This is a genomic window from Neobacillus niacini, from assembly GCF_046591715.1.
GTDB lineage: Bacteria > Bacillota > Bacilli > Bacillales > Cytobacillaceae > Neobacillus > Neobacillus niacini_L.
The window spans coordinates 85196-108226 of sequence record NZ_JAWVNQ010000003.1; the positions used below are offsets into that span (position 1 = coordinate 85196).

Below are 23031 nucleotides of genomic sequence, written 5' to 3' on the forward strand. Positions count from 1 at the left end.
CGCTGCTTCAATTTTTATAGGGTAACGGTCACTCATTGCCCATATGAGTGCCCGCTACTCTTATTTTTATAGGGTAACGGTCACTCATGGTCCATATGAGAGCCCGCTGCTGCTTTTTTTATAAGGTAACGGTCACTCATGGCCCATATGAGAGCCCGCTGCTTCAATTTTTATAGGGTAACGGTCACTCATGGCCCTTATGAGAGCCCGCCGCTTCAATTTTTATAGGGTAACGGTCACTCATGGTCCATATGAGAGCCCGCTGCTTTCAATTTTTATAGGCTAACGGTCACTCATGGCCCATATGAGAGCCCGCTGCTTCAATTTTTATAGGCTAACGGTCACTCATGGCCCATATGAGAGCCCGCTGCTTCAATTTTTATAGGGTAACGGTCACTCATCACTCTTATGAGTGCCCGCTACTTCTATTTTTTTAGGATTACGGTCCTCATCACTCTTATGAGAGCCCGCCGCTTCAATTTTTATAGGGTAACGGTCACTCATGGCCATTATGAGAGCCCGCCGCTTCAATTTTTATAGGGTAACGGTCACTCATGGCCATTATGAGAGCCCGCCGCTTCAATTTTTATAGGGTAACGGTCACTCATCACTCTCATGAGTGCCCGTCGCTTCAATTTTTATAAGGGTACGGGCACTCATAGCTCCCATGAGTGCCCGCTTCTTCACTTTTAATAAGACTAAGGGCCCTCATCCCCTAATAAGTGCCCACCATCCTACAAAGTTTCCATATCGATAAAACCATTATTTTGCCTTTCCTCCATGAACCTTAAGAATCATTTCCCCAAACTTCGTAGCAAAAGGCAGAACCATAATAGATGAAACGACATTAAATATTACACTAATATGTGCTAGTTGGATCATTTTTTCATCCGCTAATAAATGAGCATTCTCAGACAATACCGGTATAAACGGAGTAAAAAGTAAAACACCAGCGACGTTTAGCCAAACATGAGCGAATGCTGCTAATTTTGATTCTTTACCGCCTCCAATAGAAGCAATCAGAGCGGTAATGCATGTCCCGATATTGGCTCCAAATACGATGGCAATTCCTGCATCAAGATGAAGAAGACCTGCAGTTAAAAATCCCATGGTGATGCCGGTCATAGCTGTACTAGATTGGATAATGGCAGTAATAATGGCTCCAGTCAGGATACTTAACAATATATTATCGTTAATAGAGAGGATGAAATTATTGATAAAAGGGAGTGCAGTTAAAGGCTGAGCTAATAGCTCAAAACCTTTCATAGCTGTGAAAACTGAGGCGATACCAAAGGTGACCATCCCGATACTTCTAATCTTAATAGGTTTAAAAAAGGTAAGAAGGGCTCCAATAATAGCGAGTGGAACGAGAACTTTATCAAGGTTAAAGGTAATAAGCTCGGTTTTAAAGGTAGTTCCAATATTTGTACCCAGTATAATTCCAATCGATTGAGGAAAAGTCATAATTTTCGCTGATATTAACCCGATCGTAATAACCATGACTGCAGAACTGCTCTGTAATAATGCAGTGACAAACGTGCCTGTCACCATTCCTTTTAGTGGTGTACTTGTAAGTTTTGTCAGCCATCCTTTTAATTTATTACCTGATAAATTAAATAATCCAAACCTAATAATGGTCATTCCAAATATAAATAATAAGATAAATAAGATAAATAATATTATGTATAGCATGTCTCTTCACCCCTCTCTTCATTGTATGCCTGTGGGAAAGGGACATGCCAGATTTATGGGGGTTGTTCAAAAAATTATGGATATATGAATAAAAATAGTAAAAGCTTGTTTCAACTCTATAAATACAGTTGACCTTGTTTACAGGTTATATTATAATTGCAAGGTACATGGATTGAATGTAAGTGTGTTGTGTTTCGGAGGGAGGGAAAGAGAATGTCTAAAACCGTCGTTCGTAAAAACGAATCGCTTGAAGATGCTCTTCGTCGCTTCAAACGTACAGTATCAAAAACTGGTACTTTGCAAGAGGCAAGAAAGCGCGAATTCTACGAAAAGCCAAGTGTAAAGCGTAAGAAAAAGTCTGAAGCAGCAAGAAAACGTAAGTTCTAAGAGAGGGTGTAATTTATGAGTCTTCTCGAGCGTTTAAATAATGACATGAAACAAGCGATGAAAAATAAGGAAAAAGACAAACTCGTAACGATTCGGATGGTAAAAGCTTCATTGCAAAATGAAGCGATTAAGCTTGGAACTAAAGAGCTTTCCGAAGAAGCTGAGTTAACTATCCTTTCTCGCGAAGTGAAGCAACGCAAAGAATCCCTCCATGAATTTGATAAAGCAGGTCGTCAAGACCTTGTTGATAAATTGCGTGCAGAGTTGGCAATCGTCGAACTGTATTTACCGAAGCAGCTTTCCGAAGAAGAGTTGTCAGAAATTGTTAAAGAAACAATCTCTGAGGTCGGTGCAAAATCAAAAGCGGATATGGGAAAAGTGATGGCTGCGATCATGCCTAAAGTAAAGGGCAAAGCAGACGGGTCACTTGTTAATAAATACGTACAACAACACCTTTCATAATTATTCTGACAACCAAAACCGCAAGCGGATAGCTTGCGGTTTTTTCATATTTTTAAATGAAACTTAAATGGCTCTATAAACGTATGAATAGTGTCGACTAGAGGGGAGGGTAATGATGATAGAGTTTCTAACAAACCCAATCGTTGTAACGCTGCTATTATCGATTGCAGGGGCAGCCATTGTATATGAGCTATTTTCATCAAAATTTGGCATATCCGGATTCATAGGTTTATTTGCGTTACTACTATTTTTTTATGGGCATTTTCAAGCTGGTCTCGCTGGATTCGGAACGATTATGTTATTTGCTGTAGGAATCATGCTAATTTTCTTAGAATTTTTTCTTCCAGGAGCGATTTCAGGGACACTAGGGTTAGCCGCATTAATAGCAAGTCTTTTTATAGCTGGAGAGAATCCTTTAAATATGGGGATCTCTATTTTCATCGCAATCTGTATTTCTATTGCTGTTCTATTTTTTATGATTAAGGTCCTGGGCAAGAAGATGGTTTTGTTTAATCGTATGATTCTATTTGATTCTGCAAAAAAAGAGGATGGCTATGTGTCGAATGTAAACCGGACAGACTTAGTAGGAAAAGAAGGGATTGCATTGACAGTATTAAGGCCGTCTGGAACAGCTGTTATTAATAATGAAAGAGTCGATGTGGTAAGTGAAGGTGATTTCATTGATCAAAATGCAAGAATCACTGTCATAAAGGTTGAAGGAGCCCGTATCGTCGTAAGGAAAGTTTAAAGTAAGGAATAACAAGGAGGTAAGTGCTATGGAATTAACAAGTGGAAGTTTATTTATGATTGGTATTATCGTTGTGGCATTAATTTTTCTCGGAATATTATTATCGTTTGTTCCGGTAATGCTTTGGGTTTCGGCTCTTGCTGCAGGTGTTCGAATCAGTATCTTTACATTAGTTGGGATGAGACTAAGACGGGTTACACCGAGCAGAGTGGTCAATCCGCTAATTAAAGCACATAAGGCAGGATTAAATGTAACAACCAATCAGCTCGAAAGTCATTACCTTGCAGGAGGGAATGTGGATAGAGTGGTGAATGCATTGATTGCAGCACATCGTGCAAACATTGAATTATCATTCGAGCGTTGTGCCGCGATTGACCTTGCGGGGCGTGACGTATTAGAAGCTGTGCAAATGAGTGTTAATCCAAAAGTAATCGAAACCCCGTTTATTGCAGGTGTCGCTATGAACGGAATAGAGGTAAAAGCAAAAGCGAGAATTACTGTCCGTGCGAATATTGACCGTCTTGTTGGTGGTGCGGGAGAAGATACTGTCGTCGCGCGTGTTGGTGAAGGGGTTATCTCGACGATTGGTTCCTCCCTTGACCATAGTAAAGTACTCGAGAGCCCTGAATTGATTTCGCAAACCGTTTTAGCTAAAGGGTTAGACTCTGGTACCGCATTTGAAATCCTGTCCATTGATATAGCTGATGTTGACTTAGGAAGAAACATAGGTGCTGAACTTCAAACCGAACAAGCAGAGGCTGATAAGAAAATTGCTCAGGCAAAAGCAGAAGAGCGCAGGGCGATGGCTGTTGCGACTGAACAGGAAATGAAGGCAAGAGTTGAGGAAATGAGAGCAAAGGTTGTTGAGGCAGAGGCAGAGGTGCCGCTGGCGATGTCAGAAGCCTTGAAATCTGGTAATATCAGTGTTATGGAATATATGAACTATAAAAATATTTCGGCTGATACAGATATGCGCGGATCTATCGGCAAGATGACTGGTGATAAGAAAGACGACCGCTAAACCACCGATTGATTACCCGAATGGAGGGTGAGGCATGGAAACCATTTTATTTTTAATTATTGCTGGGATTCTCTCATCAATCTTTGGTAAAGCGAAGGGTAAAAATAATCCAGGAACAAGAACAAAACCTTTTCCATCAAAAGGATTTAATGAATTTCGCACAAAGGTTGAACAGCAAATGGCCGGGATTCCTAGTAACAAAGAGCAGATGATATCTTCAGGTGTTTCTGTAAACCAGGAAAATGATACGAAGAGTCTAGAGAAGAAATATCATGAGCTAAAGCAGTACCCAGTTATCCCAAAGCTGCAAGAAAAACCGTTGCAGCCAAGTAAAAATGTCAAAACCAAAGTGGAATCCGGCGACATTACACTTGAAAAACCAGACGAAAAGACAATTATTAATGGAATTATTTGGGCGGAGATATTAGGTGAACCAAGAGCAAAAAAGCCATATTCTTCTAGAAAAGGCTAAATAAATTATTTTTATAAGCCTTTATAACATAAGAAAAAGGTGTGCTAGAACCTCCTTTCATTTCATACATATGAGATGAAAGGGGGTTCTTTTTTTATGGCAAAAAAATGGGGCCAGCGTGTCCGAAACTGGATGACACAAAAAATGGATCTTCCTCAAGACGTCATGATGGATTTACCCCGAATTACGATGATTGGGCAAATCCATATATACATTGAGAACCATAGAGGATTAATTACTTTTACAGATAAAGAATTGCGTTTGTTGTTAAAGCAGGGTCAATTACAAGTAAGAGGGAATTCTTTCGTAATTAAAACGATATTGCCTGAAGAGATTTTACTTGAGGGTAAGATTGATCAGGTCATTTATATAAATGAAAATCCAGGAGGAGCAAAATGAAAAACCAATGGATCGAATTTTTTTCTGGCAAAGTAACGGTAAAAGTATCGGGAAGAGGAATAGAAAGATTTTTAAACGTTCTTACTAGGAATGGCCTGATGATATGGAATGTAAAACGACATGGAACTGAAACGATTACTTTTACGATGAGACTCGAGGATGCTTTAAAAATTAGGCATTATGCAAGAGAAAAAGAATGCTCCATTACTTTCTTAAGAAGGGCAGGAATGCCTTTTTTATTTAAGCGATTATTGAAAAACGGCGGGTTCGTTGGTGGAGCTATTCTTTTCCTATTGATTATTATGTTCTTATCTAATGTTATTTGGGGAATTGAAATTAAGGGAGCTAAACCTGCAACAGAGTATCAGATTCGCAAAGAATTGGACAAGATGGGTGTGAAAATTGGAAAGGTTCAATTCTTTGTGGATAATGTAGAAGGAATTCAACGGAATTTAACAAATAATGTAGGCAATCTTACGTGGGTTGGTGTGGAGTTAAAGGGGACAACCTATCACCTTCAAGTCGTTGAGAAGAAGGAACCTGAAAAGCCGGAGCAGCTGCCGCCAAGAAATCTTGTAGCAAAAAAGAAAGCCGTTATTTCATCAATGTATGTTGAGACCGGGCAGAAGATGGTAGATATTAATGATCATGTGGAAGCAGGTCAATTACTTGTTTCCGGTGTTATAGGAAAAGAAGGCCAAACACAGCAAGTTGCTGCAGTTGGTGAGGTCTGGGGGGAAACGTGGTATAAAAGCCATGTTGAACTGCCGTTAAAAACGAATTTCCATGTATTTAATGGTCAAGAAATGCAAAAGCACTCTTTAATCTTAGGCAATTTAGAGATACCTGTATGGGGATTTGGTGAACCTGAATTTAAGGAATATGAGGCAGAAAAAAATGAAAAGAGTATTTATTTCCTCAAATGGAAGCTGCCCATTTCTATTGGTAATGAAACATTGAGAGCAAAAGAAGAGATGACTCGAACGTATACGAAGGGTGAAGCTGAAAAAATTGCAATTGAATTAGCCAAAAATAAAATAAAAAGCGGGTTGGATGAAGAAGCTAAGATAAAAGATGAAAAAATTTTACACAAAGAGTTGAAAAATGGTAAAGTTATCCTAGATATCCACTTTAAGATTATCGAAAATATTGCGATTGGACAACCAATACCCAAGGAGACTCCTGAATGACGATAAATCTAAAAACAATAAATGTACAACTAGAAAATCCAACTGAAGCAATAGCCCTGATTGGCAATGCGGATGCAAATTTAAAAATAATTGAAGATGAACTCAAAGTATCGATTGTTACACGCGGTGAATCAGTCAGCCTTTCTGGAGATGAAGAAAGAGTAATTCTAGCAAGTCAAATTCTTGATAAACTTATTTTTGTCATTAGAAAGGGCGTAACCATCAGCCAAAGGGATGTATTGTCAGCCATTCAAATGGCGCAGAAAGGGACCCTCGATTACTTTGATAATCTTTACGATGAAGAAATTGCAAAGAATGTAAAAGGTAAAAGTATTCGAATTAAAACGCTCGGGCAAAGACAATACATTATGGCTATCAGACAAAATGACCTTGTATTTGGAATTGGACCAGCGGGAACAGGTAAAACGTATTTAGCAGTGGTAATGGCAGTAAATGCTTTAAAGAATGGTCAGGTAAACAAGATAATTTTAACAAGACCCGCAGTAGAGGCTGGTGAGAGTCTTGGATTTTTACCTGGCGATTTAAAAGAAAAGGTCGATCCATATTTACGTCCTCTATATGATGCGTTAAATGACGTTTTAGGTGCCGAACATACACAAAGGTTAATTGAACGCGGGACCATTGAAATTGCCCCGTTAGCTTACATGAGGGGCCGGACATTGGACGATGCATTTGTAATTCTAGATGAAGCCCAAAATACAACACATGCCCAAATGAAGATGTTCCTGACAAGGCTTGGTTTTGGCTCGAAAATGGTTATTACTGGTGACCAAACACAAATCGATTTACCAAAAGGTGCCAAGTCCGGTCTAATTGCAGCAGAGAATATCTTATTAGGTGTAAAAGGAATTTCGTTTATTTTCTTAGAACAAAGTGATGTTGTCCGTCACCCGCTTGTCGGAAGGATTATTGAGGCATACGAAAAAAAACCGGTGCAAAACTAAACGTAATGGCAAAAGGGATAAACCGTCTAGGGGTTTATCCCTTTTGCCATACAATCACAACAATTTCCATACTTTAACAGCCAATCTTTTTTTAGAAGATGAAACTTAAGGGAAAAACTGTTATCATTTTACATAAAGCGTGATTACATACTTGACTACGGTTATTTTTGGTGCTTTTGGGGGGAGTTAGTTGAAAAAAATCCAGCAATACTTATTTCAAATAAAAAAGCTTCTTGATTATACCTTCTTCAGAATTATCGTGTTTGTAGCTTTAGGTATCATCCTATTTATCTCTATGTATGGCAATGTAAAGCCTGAAAAACTCGATATTAGCCTATTAACAGTAGCTGAGAAAACAATTCGATCCCCAGCAACAGTTGAGGATAAAATTAGTACAGAAAAAAAACGTCAAGAGGCCTTGGATCATGTTCAAGACGTCTACACGTTGAAAAAGGAATATTCATCCAATCAAGTAGATTTGATTTCATCCATTTTTGACTCCGCTGTAGAAGTCAATAAAGAAATAGAGGATGACATGAAAAAAAAGCTAGAGACAGGTGATGAACCATTTGATGTACTCGAACCTTCTGTTGAGGAAGAAGTAACCCTGCTAAAGGGGAAATTAACTGATCGTGTAATTAAAGATTTATCAGAGCGTGTTTTTACTGCACTTGTACAAGCCAGCGATGATGAGTTATCGATTGCAAAAGACTTGACAGTAACGGCAATAAACAATGTAATGAACAAGCGGATTTCAGCTGACGATGTAGAAAATGCGAAAAAAAGCCTTGAAGAAGAATTAAAATTCACAACCTTGAATGGTGATTTAAAGAATGCATCGATAGAATTAGGAAGATATGCAGTCATTCAGAATGAGTTTTATGATCCAGAGGCTACAGAAGAACTGCGTAAACAAACAGCAGAATCTATTGAGCCTGTTAGAATCCTGCAGGGACAAATTATTATAGAAGAAGGTAAATTAATCCGTCAGGAAGAGTTCAGGCAGCTGGAGTTAGTAGGGTTATTAGACAATAAACAATCTTATAAACCATTCATTGGTTTAATAATCTTACTTTCAATCATTCTGTCTTCGATTTATTATTATTTCTATCAAATGAAGGAAAATCCGGAGAAGCGACAGACGAACCTGCTCTTGTTTGGGATTGTTTTTATTCTGACGTTTTTTATATTGAAAATTATCAGTATGCTTCAAATTTTTAACTATTCAGGAATTGGGTATTTATTCCCAGCAGCTATGGGCGGGATGTTAATTAAGATTTTAATTGACGAAAAACTTGCGATTCTTTCTTCAATTATCTTTTCAATATTTGGAAGTCTTTTATTTAATGAAGGAGTTTCTGGGACACTTAACTTTTCTGTGGGAATTTATATTTTGTTTAGTTCCCTGGCAGCATTACTCTTTTTAGGTGACCAAAATCAGCGCTCCAAAATTTTGCAAGCAGGGTCCATTGCAGCTGCAGTTAATCTTTTTACCATATGGGCACTTATGTTTTTGCCAAATGGGCAATTTTCAGGATTGGAATATGGGTATTATATCTTAACAGCCATCTTTTCAGGGATTGGTTCAGCTGTTTTGACAATGGGATTATTACCATTATTAGAAACTAGCTTCGGAATTCTATCCACAATGAAGTTGATTGAGCTATCGAGCCCTAATCATCCACTTTTGAGGAAAATCTTAATGGAGGCACCTGGGACCTATCACCATAGCGTTATGGTGGCGAATTTAGCAGATGCAGCCTGTGAAGCTATTGGCGCTAATGGTTTGCTTGCAAGAGTTGGCTGTTATTACCATGATATTGGTAAAACAAAACGTCCTAACTTTTTCATAGAAAATCAGATGCACCTTGAAAACCCGCATGACCGTCTGCCTCCTGATAAAAGTGCAAATATTATCATTTCCCACGTAACGGATGGAGCAGCAATATTAAGAAAATATAATATGCCAAAGGAAATTATTCATATTGCTGAACAACACCATGGTACTACTTTATTGAAATTCTTTTACCATAAGGCATTACAAGGCGGGCAGGATGTAAAGGAAGAAGAATACCGTTATCCTGGCCCAAAGCCTCAGACTAAAGAATCGGCTATTGTTGGTATTGCTGACAGCGTAGAGGCTGCGGTTAGATCGCTTAATCAGCCTACGCCTGAAACGATCGAATCGCTAGTTAAGAAGATTGTTTCAGACCGGCTTCAGGATGGGCAGTTAAATGAATGTGACTTAACATTAAAAGAACTAGAAACGGTTTCGCACTCTTTTTGTGAAACATTAAAGGGAATTTTTCACTCAAGAATTGAATATCCAGAGATGACGAAGAAGGTGGTTCAAGTATGAACAAGTTGATGATTGATTTAGTGGACGAAACAAATCAACTGTCTAATGAGCAAATGGAACAAATTGAAAACCTGTTGAATTTTGCGGCAGAAAAGGAAAATGTTGAAGAAGATAGCGAGGTTTCTGTTACATTTGTAACGAATGAAAGAATTCATGAAATTAATCGGGAATTTAGAGACAAAGACGCCCCTACGGATGTTATTTCATTTGCAATGGAAGAGCTTGGTGAAGGAGAAATACCATTAGTGGGGGCCGAGCTGCCTCGTGTCTTGGGAGATATCATCATTTCTATACCTAAGGCTGAAGAACAGGCAAAGGAATATGGGCATTCATTTATTCGTGAACTAGGCTTTTTGTCCGTCCATGGTTTCCTCCATCTCCTGGGCTATGATCACATGGAAAAGGAAGAGGAAGAAAAAATGTTTTCAAGACAAAAGGAAATCTTAGACGATTATGGACTTACAAGATAAACGCTTTCCTTTATGGAAATCATTCAATTTTGCCTTGATTGGGATTCAGACAGCCCTTAGGACAGAAAGAAATATGCGCATTCATTTATTGGTATCTTTAATAGTAATTGGGTGTTCTATATTCTTTTCTATTAGTAAAACGGAATGGTTATTTGTCATAGTGGCAATAGGCGGTGTTTTCTCACTAGAATTAATAAATACTGCAATCGAAACTATAGTTGATTTAATTACAAAAGAATACCACCCGCTTGCAAAACAAGCCAAAGACATAGCTGCAGGAGCGGTCTTTATATACACTGTTACTGCGGTTGTGGTCGGAATCTTTATCTTTATACCATATTTTTTTGACTGGTTATTCTAATGTGATTTGAAATGGAAATATGAATTCGGTACAATTACTTATCGGCTTTAAACAAAAATAAATGAATTAGCTGATTTTTATGAAAATTCAAATTTTTATATTACTTTTTCGCTACAAGTGATGATTTTATGACATTTTTAGGGTAAAATAAAGAAAGCGGCAGATATTACTGCCTGAAGGGAAGATTGAATTTTGAACACCGAGAAACTAATCGAAGAATCAAAGAAAGCAAGAGAAAAAGCATATGTTCCTTACTCTAATTTTCAAGTAGGAGCTGCCCTCTTAACAACAGATGGAAAAGTATATCATGGATGTAACATTGAAAATGCCGCTTATAGCATGTGCAATTGCGCTGAACGTACTGCCTTGTTTAAAGCTTATTCTGAAGGTGATCGTGACTTTAAAATGCTTGCAGTAGTCGCTGATACAGAGCGTCCGTGCTCGCCATGCGGGGCATGCCGGCAGGTAATTTCGGAACTGTGTCCAGGTGACATGAAGGTTGTTCTTACCAACTTAAAAGGTGATATTTTAGAAATTACTGTAGCTGAGTTACTGCCAGGTGCCTTTTCTCCGGAGGATTTACATGCTGAGTAATGAAAATAAAGGTTATAAATCAGGTTTTATTTCCATTATTGGCCGGCCCAATGTAGGTAAATCAACATTTCTTAATCGTGTTATTGGTCAAAAAATTGCTATTATGAGCGATAAGCCACAGACAACTCGAAATAAAATACAGGGTGTATTAACCTTAGATGATACCCAAATGGTCTTTATTGATACTCCAGGGATTCATAAGCCAAAGCATAAACTAGGCGATTTTATGATGAAGGTTGCACAAAACACATTAAAAGAAGTTGATTTAATCCTATTTATGGTAAATGCTGAGGAAGGGTTTGGACGCGGGGAAGAATTTATTCTTGAAAAATTCGAAACCATCAACACACCTATCTTCCTTGTAATAAATAAAATTGATCAGATACACCCAGATGAATTACTGCCACTAATTGAATCATATAAAGAAAAATATCCTTTTAAAGAGATTGTTCCTATTTCAGCACTTGAAGGAAATAATGTGGAACGTTTACTAGAACAAATTAAAGTTTATTTACCTGAGGGGCCTCAGTATTATCCGGCTGACCAGGTAACCGATCATCCAGAAAGATTTATCATCACAGAATTAATACGTGAGAAAGCGCTGCACTTAACACGTGAAGAAATACCTCATTCCCTTGCTGTTGTTCTAGATAAAATGGAACGTCAGCACGGAGGCAAGGATATCATTCATGTAATGGCCACGGTTATTGTGGAAAGAGATTCTCAAAAGGGCATCATTATTGGGAAACAAGGAAGTATGCTAAAGGAAATAGGAAAACGCGCCCGAGTGGATATTGAGAATCTCTTAGGTTCAAAAGTTTTCTTAGAGCTTTGGGTTAAAGTACAAAAGGATTGGCGGAATAAAATGTCCCAGCTTCGCGATTATGGCTTTAACGAAGATGAATATTAATTCATGCTGTCTAGCTGCAGCGCCTAGCCCCTCGAGTCATAAGCCAATCCGTCATGAAGGTTAAAAAGCAACCTTCCTGCCGGCTCGTCTTATGCTTGTCGGGGCTGAACAAGGCGCTTCCGCTTTTCGTAATAACCCTAACTAAAATATTATCGTATTAATAGAATTATGCATGGACAACATTAACAAATTTTTCGTCTTATGATTTTTGCTCGGGCAGGCTATGATAATTGTAAGGTTTGGGATTCTTAAAAAGGCTAGTCTAAATCATGAAAGGTGGGGTTTTCGATGATGGATTTTACGTGGAAAGTATTCCTTCAGACAGGTAATATTGACACATATCTTCTCTATAAAGAGCTTGAGAAGGAAAACCAAGAAATACCCGGAAATCAGAATGAAGATCTAGCGCAAATGGATTTTCCCGTTTCATAAGTTTGTCTAATGTATCGGGATGGTGACAAATATGCTCCAAAAGTGTGAAGGCATCGTCATTAGAACTACAGATTATGGTGAAACCAATAAAATTATTACTCTATATACCAGAGAATGGGGAAAGACCGGTGTTATGGCAAGAGGTGCTAAAAAGCCAAACAGCCGGCTTTCCTCTATCTCCCAGCTTTTTACTCACGGATATTTTCTCGTCCAAAGAGGTACTGGATTAGGAACTCTTCAACAGGGAGAAATGATTACAAGCTTTAGGAGCATTGGAGAAGATATATTCCTAACTGCATATGCTAGTTATATCGTCGAATTAACAGATAAGTGTACAGATGATAAGAAACCAAACCCATTTCATTTCGAACTGCTTTTCCAAACACTTAACTATATGAATGAAGGGTACGACTCAGATATACTGATGAATATCTATGAAATGAAGATGCTGAATGTATTAGGATTATATCCAATTCTTAATCAATGTTCCGTTTGCGGCAGCACAGACGGAATTTTTTCTTTTTCCATCCGTGAAGGCGGCTTTATCTGTCATCGTTGTTTAGAGAAGGATCCGTACCATTATAAATTATCGCCATCATCTGTAAAATTATTACGGCAATTATATTTTATTGATCTCTCAAGGCTTGGAAACATCTCAGTCAAGCAGGAAACAAAGGATGAGTTAAAAAGAGTCATTACTGCTTACTACGAAGAATATTCAGGTCTTTATCTAAAAACAAAGAAGTTTCTCCAGTCAATGGAAAAATTCAGAAATCAATTCTAGTACTTATTGACTTTTATTTTAGATTTAGATATGATGTGTTTTAATAATAAATAGATGCGTTGACGGAAAAAAGTACTTAGTACTTCTTATAAAAGCGAACCTAGGATGGTGTGAGCTAGGGTATAGGGACCTAAGGAAGGCGTTCTTGAGCATATCATGTGTGAACTCACACATCAAAGAGGCTGCTAATCTTGCAGCAAATAGGGTGGAACCGCGGGTAACTCTCGTCCCTATGCTTTAAATAGCATAGTGATGGGAGTTTTTTATTTTCTATTTTTATAAAACGAAGAGGAGTTAAAACAATGAGTAGTGTATCTATGGAGCAAATTGTTTCTCATGCAAAACACAGAGGATTTATCTTTCCAGGGTCCGAAATTTACGGAGGACTTGCAAATACATGGGATTATGGACCATTAGGTGTTGAATTTAAAAACAACATTAAACAGGCTTGGTGGAAGAAGTTTGTTCAAGAGTCTCCATACAATGTTGGTTTAGATGCCAGTATTTTGATGAACCCAAGGACTTGGGAAGCTTCAGGTCATATCGGTAACTTTAATGACCCTATGATTGACTGTAAAAACTGTAAAGCCAGACACCGTGCTGATAAGTTAATTGAAAATGCCCTTGATGAAAAGGGAATCGAGATGATTGTTGATGGACTTCCGTTTGATAAAATGGAAGAACTCGTTAAAGAACATAATATTGCCTGCCCAGATTGCGGAAGTCATGATTTTACTGGTATTCGTCAGTTTAACCTTATGTTTAAAACCTTCCAAGGGGTAACAGAATCAAGCACGAACGAAATATTTCTCCGCCCTGAAACGGCACAAGGGATCTTCGTTAATTTCAAAAATGTTCAGCGTACAATGAGAAAGAAATTACCTTTTGGGATTGCACAAATCGGAAAAAGCTTCCGTAATGAAATTACACCTGGTAACTTTACATTCCGAACTCGTGAGTTTGAACAAATGGAGCTTGAGTTCTTCTGTAAACCTGGTGAGGAATTGAAATGGTTTGATTATTGGAAGAACTTTGCAGAACAATGGCTTCATTCTCTAGGATTAAATAAGGAAAACTTAAGACTTCGTGATCATTCAGAGGATGAACTTTCACACTATAGTAATGCGACTACTGACTTTGAATATAAATTCCCATTTGGCTGGGGAGAACTCTGGGGCGTAGCTTCTCGGACGGATTATGATCTTAAACAGCATATGCAATTCTCTGGTGAAGATTTCAACTATATAGACCCAGAGACTAATGAAAGATATGTACCTTATTGTATCGAGCCTTCTTTGGGAGCAGACAGGGTAACATTAGCATTTTTAATTGATGCTTATGACGAAGAGCAGCTCGAAGATGGAACATCCAGAACTGTTATGCGTTTCCATCCTGCACTGGCACCATTTAAGGCTGCAGTCCTTCCGTTATCGAAGAAGCTGTCAGAAGAAGCAAGAGAAGTGTACGAAACATTAGCAAAACATTTTTCAGTTGACTATGATGAAGCTGGCTCAATTGGAAAACGTTACCGCAGACATGATGAAATAGGTACACCATTCTGTATAACATTTGACTTTGACTCTAAAGAAGACAAAATGGTAACAATCAGAAACCGTGACACAATGGAACAAACCAGAGTACCAATCGCAGAACTAGTCACTTTCATCCAAGAAAAGATATTGTTTTAAAGTTTGGCGGTGCGGTTTATGCCGCACCCCTGCATAATGGATAAAAGATGGTGGTGAGAAAAATAGAACTGACCAAACGCCAAGAAACTATTATTCAGATCGTGAAGGATAATGGACCGATTACTGGGGAGAGCATTGCTGAACAGTTAAACCTAACAAGAGCAACACTCAGGCCTGATTTATCGATATTAACCATGGCCGGGTATCTGGACGCAAGACCTCGTGTAGGTTACTTTTACACAGGCAAATCTGGAACACAGCTGCTAACTGAAAATCTCCAAAAGATACTTGTACGAGATTATAATTCAATCCCTGTCATAGTGAGAGAAAATGTTTCAGTGTATGATGCAATTTGTACAATGTTCCTTGAGGATGTGGGAACATTATTTGTTGTAGACCAAAACGCTTACCTAGTTGGTGTCTTATCAAGAAAAGATTTGCTAAGAGCTAGTATCGGCAAACAGGAGCTTACAGCACTGCCAATAAACATCATTATGACAAGAATGCCTAATATAACAGTGTGTGAAATGGAAGACTCATTGATTGATGTTGCTAAATTACTTATTGATAAACAAATTGACGCACTTCCTGTAGTAAGGAAGGCTGCAAATGGTTTAGAAGTAATCGGCAGAATAACAAAAACAAATATTACAAAGGCATTTGTCGCCTTAGGTGATGAGTAATCCGTAACATTATGGCCCGGATGTAGAAAAATAATAAAAAGTATACCTAGAGGAGCTGTTGAGGAAGAATGATTACACCAGTCATATATGTCGTATCTGATTCAGTGGGGGAAACAGCTGAATTAGTTACAAAAGCAGCAATCAGCCAGTTTAATGGGTCAGGAATGACACTGAAAAGATTCCCTTATGTAGAGGACAAGGAGCATATTGATGAAGTCATTTCGCTAGTTACAATGGACCACGCAATGATTGCCTTTACGCTTGTAAAACCTGATATGAGGGTTTATATGAAGGAGAAAGCAGATGAAGCAGGAATTTATGCTGTAGACTTAATGGGACCGATTATGGACCAGATTCAAATTTTCAGCGGTAAAACCCCTCTTTGCGAACCTGGACTCGTAAGAAAACTTGACGAGGACTATTTTAAAAAAGTTGAAGCCATTGAATTTGCGGTGAAGTATGACGATGGACGAGATCCTAGGGGAATATTAAAAGCGGATATAGTCTTAATAGGAGTATCTAGGACGTCAAAAACCCCTCTTTCCCAATATTTAGCTTTAAAGCGCTTGAAGGTTGCCAATGTCCCGCTTGTTCCAGAAGTGGACCCTCCAGAGGAATTATATAAGGTGCCGGCCGAAAAGTGTTTCGGTCTGAAGATCAGCCCGCAAAAATTAAATAATATTAGGCGGGAAAGGTTAATCTCACTAGGTTTAAATGATCAGGCAAGCTATGCGAATATTGAAAGAATTCGTGATGAGTTAACCTTCTTTGAAAAGGTAGTAAACCGAATTAATTGTCCAGTTATTGATGTTACCAATAAGGCTGTAGAAGAGACAGCGAATGTTATCCTAAATTACTTTCATAAAAGAAGATCCTAACACATAATCTTAGATTATGTGTTTTTCAAATAAGGCCAAAAAAGTATGGAAATATAGAAAATAATGTACTATAATAAAAAATTGTGATAAAAATGAATCTTTTAGGTTTAGACTTGCATGTATACGAATAAACTATTTATTGTTAGATGTCAAGGGAACCTAAAGAAAAAAATTCGACATAAGTCCTTTAGGGCAATTCTCATTTCACATTCATTTACTACGGAATGCATAAGCACAATTACCCAATGAAGCGCGTTATAGGGCTTGCCGGGTGGCGGGTTAGTTAAAAAAGTTGGCTTCATAAAGAAGGAATATGCTGAGAGATGTAGAATTATTACTTATACAAACGGCATTCCAACTAATTTGTCGATGCAGATTCATGCCCGTTGAAAGGGGAAATTGTCGAAATTGCTTCTACATTTTCCATAAAAGTTCTTATTATTGCTTCTTATCTAGGATCAAGGAACAATACGACTACATATGGTAATGCTGCATGGAACTTTGTTGATTCCAAGATAGAAGCGATGGACTTAATCAATGAATCATACTGCAAAGGGGGATATTACTGTAACACAGGATATTGGACTTGCCCGTGCACGTGCAAAATTTATGTAAGTTCTATTAAAATTTTGTCGAAATATGCAGGAAATCAAATTTCTTTGCAGAATAAGTATAATTGGAGATGTTTTCATGGCAGAACGGATTGCCGAAGAAAAAATCAATCAAATTCGTCAGTCTGTTGATATAGTTGAAGTTATTAGCGAATATATTCAACTTAAAAAACAAGGGCGAAATTACTTCGGATTATGTCCTTTCCATGGAGAAAACTCCCCATCATTTTCCGTTTCATCCGATAAACAAATTTATCATTGTTTTGGCTGTGGAGCGGGAGGAAATGTTTTCTCATTTTTAATGGAGCTTGAAGGAATTTCATTTCTAGAAGCAGCCGTTAAATTAGCTGAAAAGGCTAATATTGATTTACAAGTAAACTTCTCAGCTAATGGGAAGGGTAAGAGTGTTTCTCCAGAAATTCAGTCAATGCTGGACGCGCACGAGCTTTTGCGTAAATTTTATCACCATTTACTAGTAAATACGAAAGACGGTCAACATGCTTTAGAATATTTGTTGAACCGAGGCTTTACTAGAGAATCGATTGATAAATTTCAAATAGGTTATTCATTAAATTCATGGGATTTTGTCTATAAATTTCTTACTAAAAGAGATTTTACTCCAGAATTAATGGAAAAGGCCGGTTTGATTATCAAACGAGAAAGGGATGGAACATATTTTGATCGATTTCGAGACCGAATTATGTTTCCAATTTCTGACCGTAATGGAAACTGCATTGCTTATTCGGGAAGATCACTAGGGGCCGATGAGCCTAAATATTTAAATAGTCCCGAAACAGTAATCTTTAATAAAAGTAAAATTTTATATAATTTTCATTTGGCCAAACCTAGTATACGAAAATTGCAGCAAGCTGTTCTCTTTGAAGGATTTGCTGATGTCATTGCAGCTGATAAATCTGGTGTTGAAAATGGCATTGCCACGATGGGAACTTCTTTAACGGAAGAGCACATCACCCTGATACGGCAGAATACAGAATCAATAACGATTTGTTTTGATTCCGATAAAGCAGGAATTGAAGCTGCCTTTAGAGCAGGAAATATGCTGATTGAGAACGGTTGTTCAATAAAAGTAGCGATGATGCCTGATGGCCTTGATCCTGATGAATATATAAAGAAGAATGGTGCTGATAAGTTTCGTAATGAGGTCATAGGTGCGAGCCTTACCTGGATGGCATTTAAATTTCTCTACTATCGAAGAGGAAAAAATCTTCAAATAGAAGGAGAACGGCTAGCCTATATCGAAACAATATTAAAAGAAATTAGTACTTTGACAAAAGCTGTTGAAAAAGATCATTATTTGCGGCAGCTTGCTTCTGAGTTCTCCATTTCTCTTGATGCCTTACAGCAGCAGCTAAAACAGATTTTCTTCTCGGAAAAAAAGAAGGCAAATGGTCAAGCACCGCAAATTCATAATAAGCCAAATGTAATTGTAAGACCAGATAAGAAATTAAAGCCTGCTCATTTTACTGCAGAAAGACGTTTAATTGCCCATATGTTAAGAAATCGGGACACAGCCTATAAGGTTCAGGATTTATTACAGGGTAATACGTTTAATATCGATGAACATCAGGCAATAATAACATATCTAATTGGTTTTTACGAAGATCATTTGAATCCTGATTCTAGTGCATTTTTAACCTATATTCAAGATGATAATCTTAGAAGAATAGTCGCTGATATTGAAATGATGTCAATTAATGAAGAATTAAGCAATCAAGAATTAACTGATTATATCAAACAGGTGTTGAATTATCAAAAATTGTTAAAGATAAAAGAAAAAGAAGTGGAACAAAAAGAAGCTGAGCGACAAAGTGATTTTAGTAAAGCTGCCGTAATTGGAAATGAAATTATTCAATTGCGTAAATCGCTATAGATTCCATTTTTAATGTCTTTGATTCTGGAAGGAGGGGGACATATGGCTGAAAAATCAGCCCGTTCAAAAGAAGCTGAGAACGAATTAACTTTTGAACAAGTAAAAGACCAGTTAACGGTACTGGGAAAAAAAACCGGCGTCCTTGCCTATGATGATATTGCGGAAAGAATGGCAAATTTCGACTTAGAATCCGATCAGATGGATGATTTCTTAGAATCCCTAACTGAGCAGGGTATTGAATTGGTCGGTGAAAGTGAAGACGAAGATCCAAACCCTAAGCAATTAGCAAAAGGGGATGACGATGAATTTGATTTAAATGATCTTAGCGTACCTCCTGGAGTTAAGATAAATGATCCTGTACGTATGTACTTAAAAGAAATTGGCCGTGTTGATTTACTTTCTGCCGACGATGAAAAAGAGTTGGCACTCCGCATTGAAAAAGGAGATGAGGAAGCGAAGCGACGACTGGCTGAAGCAAACCTCCGCCTCGTGGTAAGTATTGCCAAGCGTTATGTTGGGCGTGGTATGCTGTTTCTTGATTTAATCCAAGAAGGTAATATGGGATTAATTAAAGCAGTAGAAAAATTTGACTATCAAAAAGGTTTTAAGTTCAGTACGTATGCCACTTGGTGGATTCGTCAAGCCATCACAAGAGCGATTGCTGACCAAGCCCGGACAATTCGTATCCCTGTGCATATGGTTGAGACCATTAATAAACTAATCCGTGTCCAAAGACAGTTACTTCAGGACTTAGGCCGCGAACCAACGCCAGAAGAAATTGGTGAAGATATGGACTTAACACCAGACAAGGTACGAGAAATTTTAAAGATTGCTCAAGAGCCTGTCTCGCTGGAAACTCCTATAGGTGAAGAAGATGACTCGCACTTAGGTGATTTCATTGAAGACCAAGATGCCACTTCACCTTCAGAGCATGCCGCTTATGAATTGTTAAAAGAGCAGCTTGAAGATGTTCTTGATACACTAACCGATCGTGAAGAGAACGTCCTTCGCTTACGTTTTGGATTAGATGACGGCCGCACCCGAACTCTGGAAGAGGTAGGAAAAGTTTTCGGTGTTACCCGTGAACGTATCCGCCAAATCGAAGCAAAGGCGCTGCGTAAATTAAGACATCCTAGCCGCAGTAAGCGTCTAAAAGACTTTTTAGAATAAATAATTACTAATATAAAGTAGTTTACTTCTGACAAAGGAGTAAACTATTTTTTTTGGAGTTTGCTGGAAATGAAAGCACTTTCTCCATTTGTATTTATTTTACTGAATTGTTTTACACTTTGCAAATAGGTAAAAGCAAACTTTTTGACTTTAATCACAATTTATTTTTTTAAAAAAGGTATTCCTTTGTACATCCCGCAAGGCATTAAGTAAAACAAAATAAAAATCATATACAAAAATAGCTATAATTATTTTTTAATTTTTTTATTGTTGACAGTCTGTAAACTCCTGAAAATAAAATTAGACAAATGTTTTGAATCAGCTTAACAATTACCGATTAATTGGTTGGTAAAAGGAATAAATGGGAAGAATAAACAGGCTGACATTTCTAAGGAAACCAGCCTGTTTTGTTTTTTTTTATAAATATTATCGTGACAAAGTAAGTTTAGGGCTTTTCCTTCTTAAGTTTTTAAAGTAAAATAGTAGTTGTTTGTAGAAGACTATTTATTTACAGCTATACGTACATAAGGGAGGTTATATGATGAATCGAAATCCGGTAATTCCTTACATCCTAATCTTTGTATTTGGAATCGGACTAATGTTCTTATTGTCTTTCAAAGGCCTCGGGGATATGGATGAGCTTGCCAAGGAAAAAGAAGGCGGAGCTGAAACAGAACAAGTAGCAAAAAGCCCTGAAGAAATTTACACAAGTTCTTGTGTCAGCTGTCACGGTGACTCATACCAAGGGGGAATGGGTCCTGCTCTAACTGGTGTTGGAGATAGGTTATCCAAGGAAGAGATTATCGAAGTAGTTACCAAGGGTAGAGGAAATATGCCAGGTGGTATGGTTAAACCAGAAGAAGCCGATGCTATGGCTGACTGGTTAGCAGATATTAAATAATGTTACAATGAAAAGGTCCTTTGCTAATGTAAAGGACTTTTTTTATACTGTAGGTAATACATAAAAAGTGGTGAATGATTTGAATACAGATAAATTATCCTTACGTTTAGAAACAGTAGCAAAATATGTTCCGAAGAATTCCAGGTTAGCCGATATTGGATCTGATCATGCTTATTTACCAAGTTTTCTTGCAAAAAATGGTGTGATAACCTTTGGGATTGCTGGAGAGGTAGTAAAAGGGCCTTTTCAGTCTGCTGAAAAAAATGTAAGGGCACAAGGACTTACTAGCATGATATCGGTGAGAATGGGAGATGGTTTAGAGGTAATCCAGCCAGGCGAAGTGGATTGTGTCACGATTGCCGGTATGGGCGGGACTCTAATTGCCAATATCTTAGAAACCGGGAAAGAAAAACTATCTTCAGTCAAACGGCTAGTCCTGCAGCCTAATATTAATGCTATTGCCATCCGAAACTGGCTTGTTGATCATGAATGGGAACTAATTACAGAAGAAATTATTGAAGAGGATAACAAAATCTATGAGATAGTAGTTGCGGAAAGAGGAGACCCTTTAAAGCCCTACCGCAATCTGAATATAGAAACTGGCCTTTTAGTAGGACCTTTTCTCCTTGAGAGAAAAGAAAATGTGTTTAAAAAGAAATGGAGTTTTGAAATAAAGAACTGGAAGCGGATTTATGAACAGTTAGAAAGTGCTGCGCCTTCTAATGAAAATGATGAGAAAAAACAAGAGATTGCTAAAAAAATCGCTCTGGTAGAGGGGGTATTGGACAATGAAGAAAGCGAATGGTCATGAAATCATACAACTCTTTGAAAAGTTTTCTCCTAAGGGTCTTGCGATGGAGGACGATAAAATAGGTCTGCAAATTGGCAGATTGAACAAGAAAATAGATAAAATCATGATTGCCCTTGATGTTCTTGAAGAGGTAATTGATGAAGCGATTGAAAGGAATGTACAGCTAATCATAGCCCATCATCCGCCAATTTTCCGCCCGCTGAAGAATGTCCTAACAGATACTGTACAAGGGAGAATGATTGAAAAACTAATAAAACATGATGTAGCGGTCTATGCAGCTCATACGAACCTTGATGTAGCTAAGGGCGGTGTCAACGACCTCTTAGCGGATGCACTTGGATTAGAAAGCCCTGAAGTACTAGTACCTACATCTGAAATGAAGCTGAAGAAATTAGTCGTCTATACACCAAGTAGTCACGCTGAGGATATTCGAAAGGTGCTCGGGGACATTGGGGCGGGTCATATAGGCAATTATAACCATTGTTCCTTTTCTGCAGAAGGGACAGGAAGGTTTCTGCCTGGTGAAAATACAACCCCCCATATTGGACAGCATGGCCGTTTAGAAACAGTAGATGAAGTAAGAATCGAAACGATTGTACCTGAACACTTGTTAAGAAGGGCAGTTACAGCCATGATAAAAGCACATCCATATGAAGAAGTAGCTTATGATATTTATCCTGTTGAAAATAAAGGTGAAGTGCTGGGTCTTGGCAGAATTGGAACAGTCAAAGAAACGACACTCGGAGAATTTGCTGAGAGGGTCAAGGAAGCATTAGAAGTAGAAAAGGTTAGGGTAGTTGGTGATTTATCATCGCGTGTCAAGAAGGTGGCCGTATTAGGCGGAGATGGCAATAAATATTTCAAACATGCTAAGTTTAAGGGTGCGGATGTCTATATTACAGGAGATATTTATTATCATACAGCTCATGATGCGATGATGGAGGGATTAAATATGATAGATCCCGGTCATAATGTCGAGAAAGTTATGAAAAAAGGACTTACCGAAACACTAACCAAAATGTGCAAGGAATCAGGGTATGAAGTTGAAATTTTCCCTTCAGAAGTGAATACAGATCCATTTAAATTTATTTAGGCAGGGATTGAAAAATAACCGGAGAAATTCCGTCTAAATTGGGAAATACCCATATTTCC

Annotated in this window: 24 protein-coding genes and 1 other annotated feature; of the genes, 23 read left to right on the forward strand and 1 reads right to left on the reverse strand. The window is 37.9% G+C overall.

Annotation, left to right across the window (positions count from 1 at the left end):
• Window positions 1–762: 762 nt before the first annotated feature.
• On the reverse strand, window positions 763–1692 hold the full coding sequence (locus tag SFC47_RS10215; protein WP_411254182.1) for a Na/Pi symporter: 930 nt from the start codon (window positions 1690–1692) through the stop codon (window positions 763–765).
• 213 nt (window positions 1693–1905) lie between these two features.
• Between SFC47_RS10215 and rpsU the strand changes: the two genes are divergently transcribed.
• From rpsU to SFC47_RS10330, 23 genes are all read left to right on the forward strand, one after another.
• Window positions 1906–2079 (forward strand): 30S ribosomal protein S21, encoded by a 174-nt coding sequence (gene rpsU / locus SFC47_RS10220; RefSeq protein ID WP_007087607.1) that lies wholly within the window; start codon window positions 1906–1908, stop codon window positions 2077–2079.
• A 15-nt stretch (window positions 2080–2094) separates the two neighbouring features.
• A complete protein-coding gene (locus tag SFC47_RS10225) occupies window positions 2095–2541 on the forward strand; it encodes a GatB/YqeY domain-containing protein (RefSeq protein WP_411254183.1) in 447 nt (148 codons plus the stop codon).
• Between the two features lie 112 nt (window positions 2542–2653).
• A complete protein-coding gene (locus tag SFC47_RS10230) occupies window positions 2654–3289 on the forward strand; it encodes an NfeD family protein (RefSeq protein WP_411254184.1) in 636 nt (211 codons plus the stop codon).
• 28 nt (window positions 3290–3317) lie between these two features.
• A complete protein-coding gene (gene floA / locus SFC47_RS10235) occupies window positions 3318–4310 on the forward strand; it encodes a flotillin-like protein FloA (protein ID WP_411254185.1) in 993 nt (330 codons plus the stop codon).
• 34 nt (window positions 4311–4344) lie between these two features.
• Complete coding sequence (locus SFC47_RS10240; RefSeq protein ID WP_411254186.1) at window positions 4345–4782, forward strand: hypothetical protein; 438 nt, start codon at window positions 4345–4347, stop codon at window positions 4780–4782.
• Between the two features lie 96 nt (window positions 4783–4878).
• Entirely contained in the window at window positions 4879–5181 is a 303-nt protein-coding gene (gene yqfC / locus SFC47_RS10245; protein ID WP_411254187.1) for a sporulation protein YqfC, read from the forward strand.
• Complete coding sequence (gene yqfD, locus SFC47_RS10250; RefSeq protein WP_411254188.1) at window positions 5178–6371, forward strand: sporulation protein YqfD; 1194 nt, start codon at window positions 5178–5180, stop codon at window positions 6369–6371. The genes yqfC and yqfD overlap by 4 nt, the downstream gene beginning before the upstream one ends.
• Entirely contained in the window at window positions 6368–7336 is a 969-nt protein-coding gene (locus SFC47_RS10255) for a PhoH family protein (RefSeq protein WP_411254189.1), read from the forward strand. Before yqfD ends, SFC47_RS10255 begins: the two co-directional genes overlap by 4 nt.
• A 190-nt stretch (window positions 7337–7526) precedes the next feature.
• Window positions 7527–9695 carry an HD family phosphohydrolase gene (locus SFC47_RS10260; RefSeq protein ID WP_411254190.1) on the forward strand — a complete coding sequence of 723 codons (2169 nt, stop codon included), beginning with the start codon at window positions 7527–7529 and terminating at the stop codon, window positions 9693–9695.
• Complete coding sequence (ybeY, locus tag SFC47_RS10265; RefSeq protein ID WP_411254191.1) at window positions 9692–10165, forward strand: rRNA maturation RNase YbeY; 474 nt, start codon at window positions 9692–9694, stop codon at window positions 10163–10165. Before SFC47_RS10260 ends, ybeY begins: the two co-directional genes overlap by 4 nt.
• Window positions 10149–10526 carry a diacylglycerol kinase family protein gene (locus SFC47_RS10270; protein WP_411254192.1) on the forward strand — a complete coding sequence of 126 codons (378 nt, stop codon included), beginning with the start codon at window positions 10149–10151 and terminating at the stop codon, window positions 10524–10526. The genes ybeY and SFC47_RS10270 overlap by 17 nt, the downstream gene beginning before the upstream one ends.
• A 192-nt stretch (window positions 10527–10718) precedes the next feature.
• A complete protein-coding gene (locus SFC47_RS10275; protein WP_411254193.1) occupies window positions 10719–11120 on the forward strand; it encodes a cytidine deaminase in 402 nt (133 codons plus the stop codon).
• A complete protein-coding gene (gene era / locus SFC47_RS10280; RefSeq protein ID WP_411254194.1) occupies window positions 11110–12030 on the forward strand; it encodes a GTPase Era in 921 nt (306 codons plus the stop codon). The genes SFC47_RS10275 and era overlap by 11 nt, the downstream gene beginning before the upstream one ends.
• Before the next feature lie 288 nt (window positions 12031–12318).
• Window positions 12319–12462 (forward strand): YqzL family protein, encoded by a 144-nt coding sequence (locus SFC47_RS10285; RefSeq protein WP_081954416.1) that lies wholly within the window; start codon window positions 12319–12321, stop codon window positions 12460–12462.
• 31 nt (window positions 12463–12493) lie between these two features.
• Window positions 12494–13246: a DNA repair protein RecO gene (recO, locus tag SFC47_RS10290; RefSeq protein ID WP_411254195.1), complete on the forward strand. Its 753-nt coding sequence runs from the start codon at window positions 12494–12496 to the stop codon at window positions 13244–13246.
• A gap of 50 nt (window positions 13247–13296) precedes the next feature.
• Window positions 13297–13481 (forward strand) — a binding site (T-box leader).
• A gap of 67 nt (window positions 13482–13548) precedes the next feature.
• A complete protein-coding gene (locus SFC47_RS10295) occupies window positions 13549–14934 on the forward strand; it encodes a glycine--tRNA ligase (protein ID WP_411254196.1) in 1386 nt (461 codons plus the stop codon).
• 47 nt (window positions 14935–14981) lie between these two features.
• Complete coding sequence (gene ccpN, locus SFC47_RS10300) at window positions 14982–15617, forward strand: transcriptional regulator CcpN (protein WP_411254197.1); 636 nt, start codon at window positions 14982–14984, stop codon at window positions 15615–15617.
• Between the two features lie 68 nt (window positions 15618–15685).
• Complete coding sequence (locus tag SFC47_RS10305; RefSeq protein ID WP_411254198.1) at window positions 15686–16495, forward strand: pyruvate, water dikinase regulatory protein; 810 nt, start codon at window positions 15686–15688, stop codon at window positions 16493–16495.
• A 690-nt stretch (window positions 16496–17185) separates the two neighbouring features.
• A complete protein-coding gene (gene dnaG, locus SFC47_RS10310) occupies window positions 17186–18997 on the forward strand; it encodes a DNA primase (protein WP_411254199.1) in 1812 nt (603 codons plus the stop codon).
• A gap of 42 nt (window positions 18998–19039) precedes the next feature.
• Window positions 19040–20167: an RNA polymerase sigma factor RpoD gene (gene rpoD / locus SFC47_RS10315; RefSeq protein WP_179157159.1), complete on the forward strand. Its 1128-nt coding sequence runs from the start codon at window positions 19040–19042 to the stop codon at window positions 20165–20167.
• Window positions 20168–20708: 541 nt separating this feature from the next.
• Window positions 20709–21068 carry a cytochrome c550 gene (cccA, locus tag SFC47_RS10320; RefSeq protein ID WP_411254555.1) on the forward strand — a complete coding sequence of 120 codons (360 nt, stop codon included), beginning with the start codon at window positions 20709–20711 and terminating at the stop codon, window positions 21066–21068.
• 79 nt (window positions 21069–21147) lie between these two features.
• On the forward strand, window positions 21148–21879 hold the full coding sequence (locus SFC47_RS10325; RefSeq protein ID WP_411254556.1) for a tRNA (adenine(22)-N(1))-methyltransferase: 732 nt from the start codon (window positions 21148–21150) through the stop codon (window positions 21877–21879).
• Window positions 21857–22972 (forward strand): Nif3-like dinuclear metal center hexameric protein, encoded by a 1116-nt coding sequence (locus SFC47_RS10330; protein WP_411254200.1) that lies wholly within the window; start codon window positions 21857–21859, stop codon window positions 22970–22972. The genes SFC47_RS10325 and SFC47_RS10330 overlap by 23 nt, the downstream gene beginning before the upstream one ends.
• Window positions 22973–23031: the final 59 nt, after the last annotated feature.

Coding starts and splice junctions, on each gene's coding strand:
- SFC47_RS10215 (WP_411254182.1), bottom strand. CDS start 1,692: ATGCTATACATAATATTATTTATCTTATTTATCTTATTATTTATATTT.
- rpsU (WP_007087607.1), top strand. CDS start 1,906: ATGTCTAAAACCGTCGTTCGTAAAAACGAATCGCTTGAAGATGCTCTT.
- SFC47_RS10225 (WP_411254183.1), top strand. CDS start 2,095: ATGAGTCTTCTCGAGCGTTTAAATAATGACATGAAACAAGCGATGAAA.
- SFC47_RS10230 (WP_411254184.1), top strand. CDS start 2,654: ATGATGATAGAGTTTCTAACAAACCCAATCGTTGTAACGCTGCTATTA.
- floA (WP_411254185.1), top strand. CDS start 3,318: ATGGAATTAACAAGTGGAAGTTTATTTATGATTGGTATTATCGTTGTG.
- SFC47_RS10240 (WP_411254186.1), top strand. CDS start 4,345: ATGGAAACCATTTTATTTTTAATTATTGCTGGGATTCTCTCATCAATC.
- yqfC (WP_411254187.1), top strand. CDS start 4,879: ATGGCAAAAAAATGGGGCCAGCGTGTCCGAAACTGGATGACACAAAAA.
- yqfD (WP_411254188.1), top strand. CDS start 5,178: ATGAAAAACCAATGGATCGAATTTTTTTCTGGCAAAGTAACGGTAAAA.
- SFC47_RS10255 (WP_411254189.1), top strand. CDS start 6,368: ATGACGATAAATCTAAAAACAATAAATGTACAACTAGAAAATCCAACT.
- ybeY (WP_411254191.1), top strand. CDS start 9,692: ATGAACAAGTTGATGATTGATTTAGTGGACGAAACAAATCAACTGTCT.
- SFC47_RS10270 (WP_411254192.1), top strand. CDS start 10,149: ATGGACTTACAAGATAAACGCTTTCCTTTATGGAAATCATTCAATTTT.
- era (WP_411254194.1), top strand. CDS start 11,110: ATGCTGAGTAATGAAAATAAAGGTTATAAATCAGGTTTTATTTCCATT.
- SFC47_RS10285 (WP_081954416.1), top strand. CDS start 12,319: ATGATGGATTTTACGTGGAAAGTATTCCTTCAGACAGGTAATATTGAC.
- recO (WP_411254195.1), top strand. CDS start 12,494: ATGCTCCAAAAGTGTGAAGGCATCGTCATTAGAACTACAGATTATGGT.
- SFC47_RS10295 (WP_411254196.1), top strand. CDS start 13,549: ATGAGTAGTGTATCTATGGAGCAAATTGTTTCTCATGCAAAACACAGA.
- ccpN (WP_411254197.1), top strand. CDS start 14,982: ATGGTGGTGAGAAAAATAGAACTGACCAAACGCCAAGAAACTATTATT.
- SFC47_RS10305 (WP_411254198.1), top strand. CDS start 15,686: ATGATTACACCAGTCATATATGTCGTATCTGATTCAGTGGGGGAAACA.
- dnaG (WP_411254199.1), top strand. CDS start 17,186: ATGGCAGAACGGATTGCCGAAGAAAAAATCAATCAAATTCGTCAGTCT.
- rpoD (WP_179157159.1), top strand. CDS start 19,040: ATGGCTGAAAAATCAGCCCGTTCAAAAGAAGCTGAGAACGAATTAACT.
- cccA (WP_411254555.1), top strand. CDS start 20,709: ATGAATCGAAATCCGGTAATTCCTTACATCCTAATCTTTGTATTTGGA.
- SFC47_RS10330 (WP_411254200.1), top strand. CDS start 21,857: ATGAAGAAAGCGAATGGTCATGAAATCATACAACTCTTTGAAAAGTTT.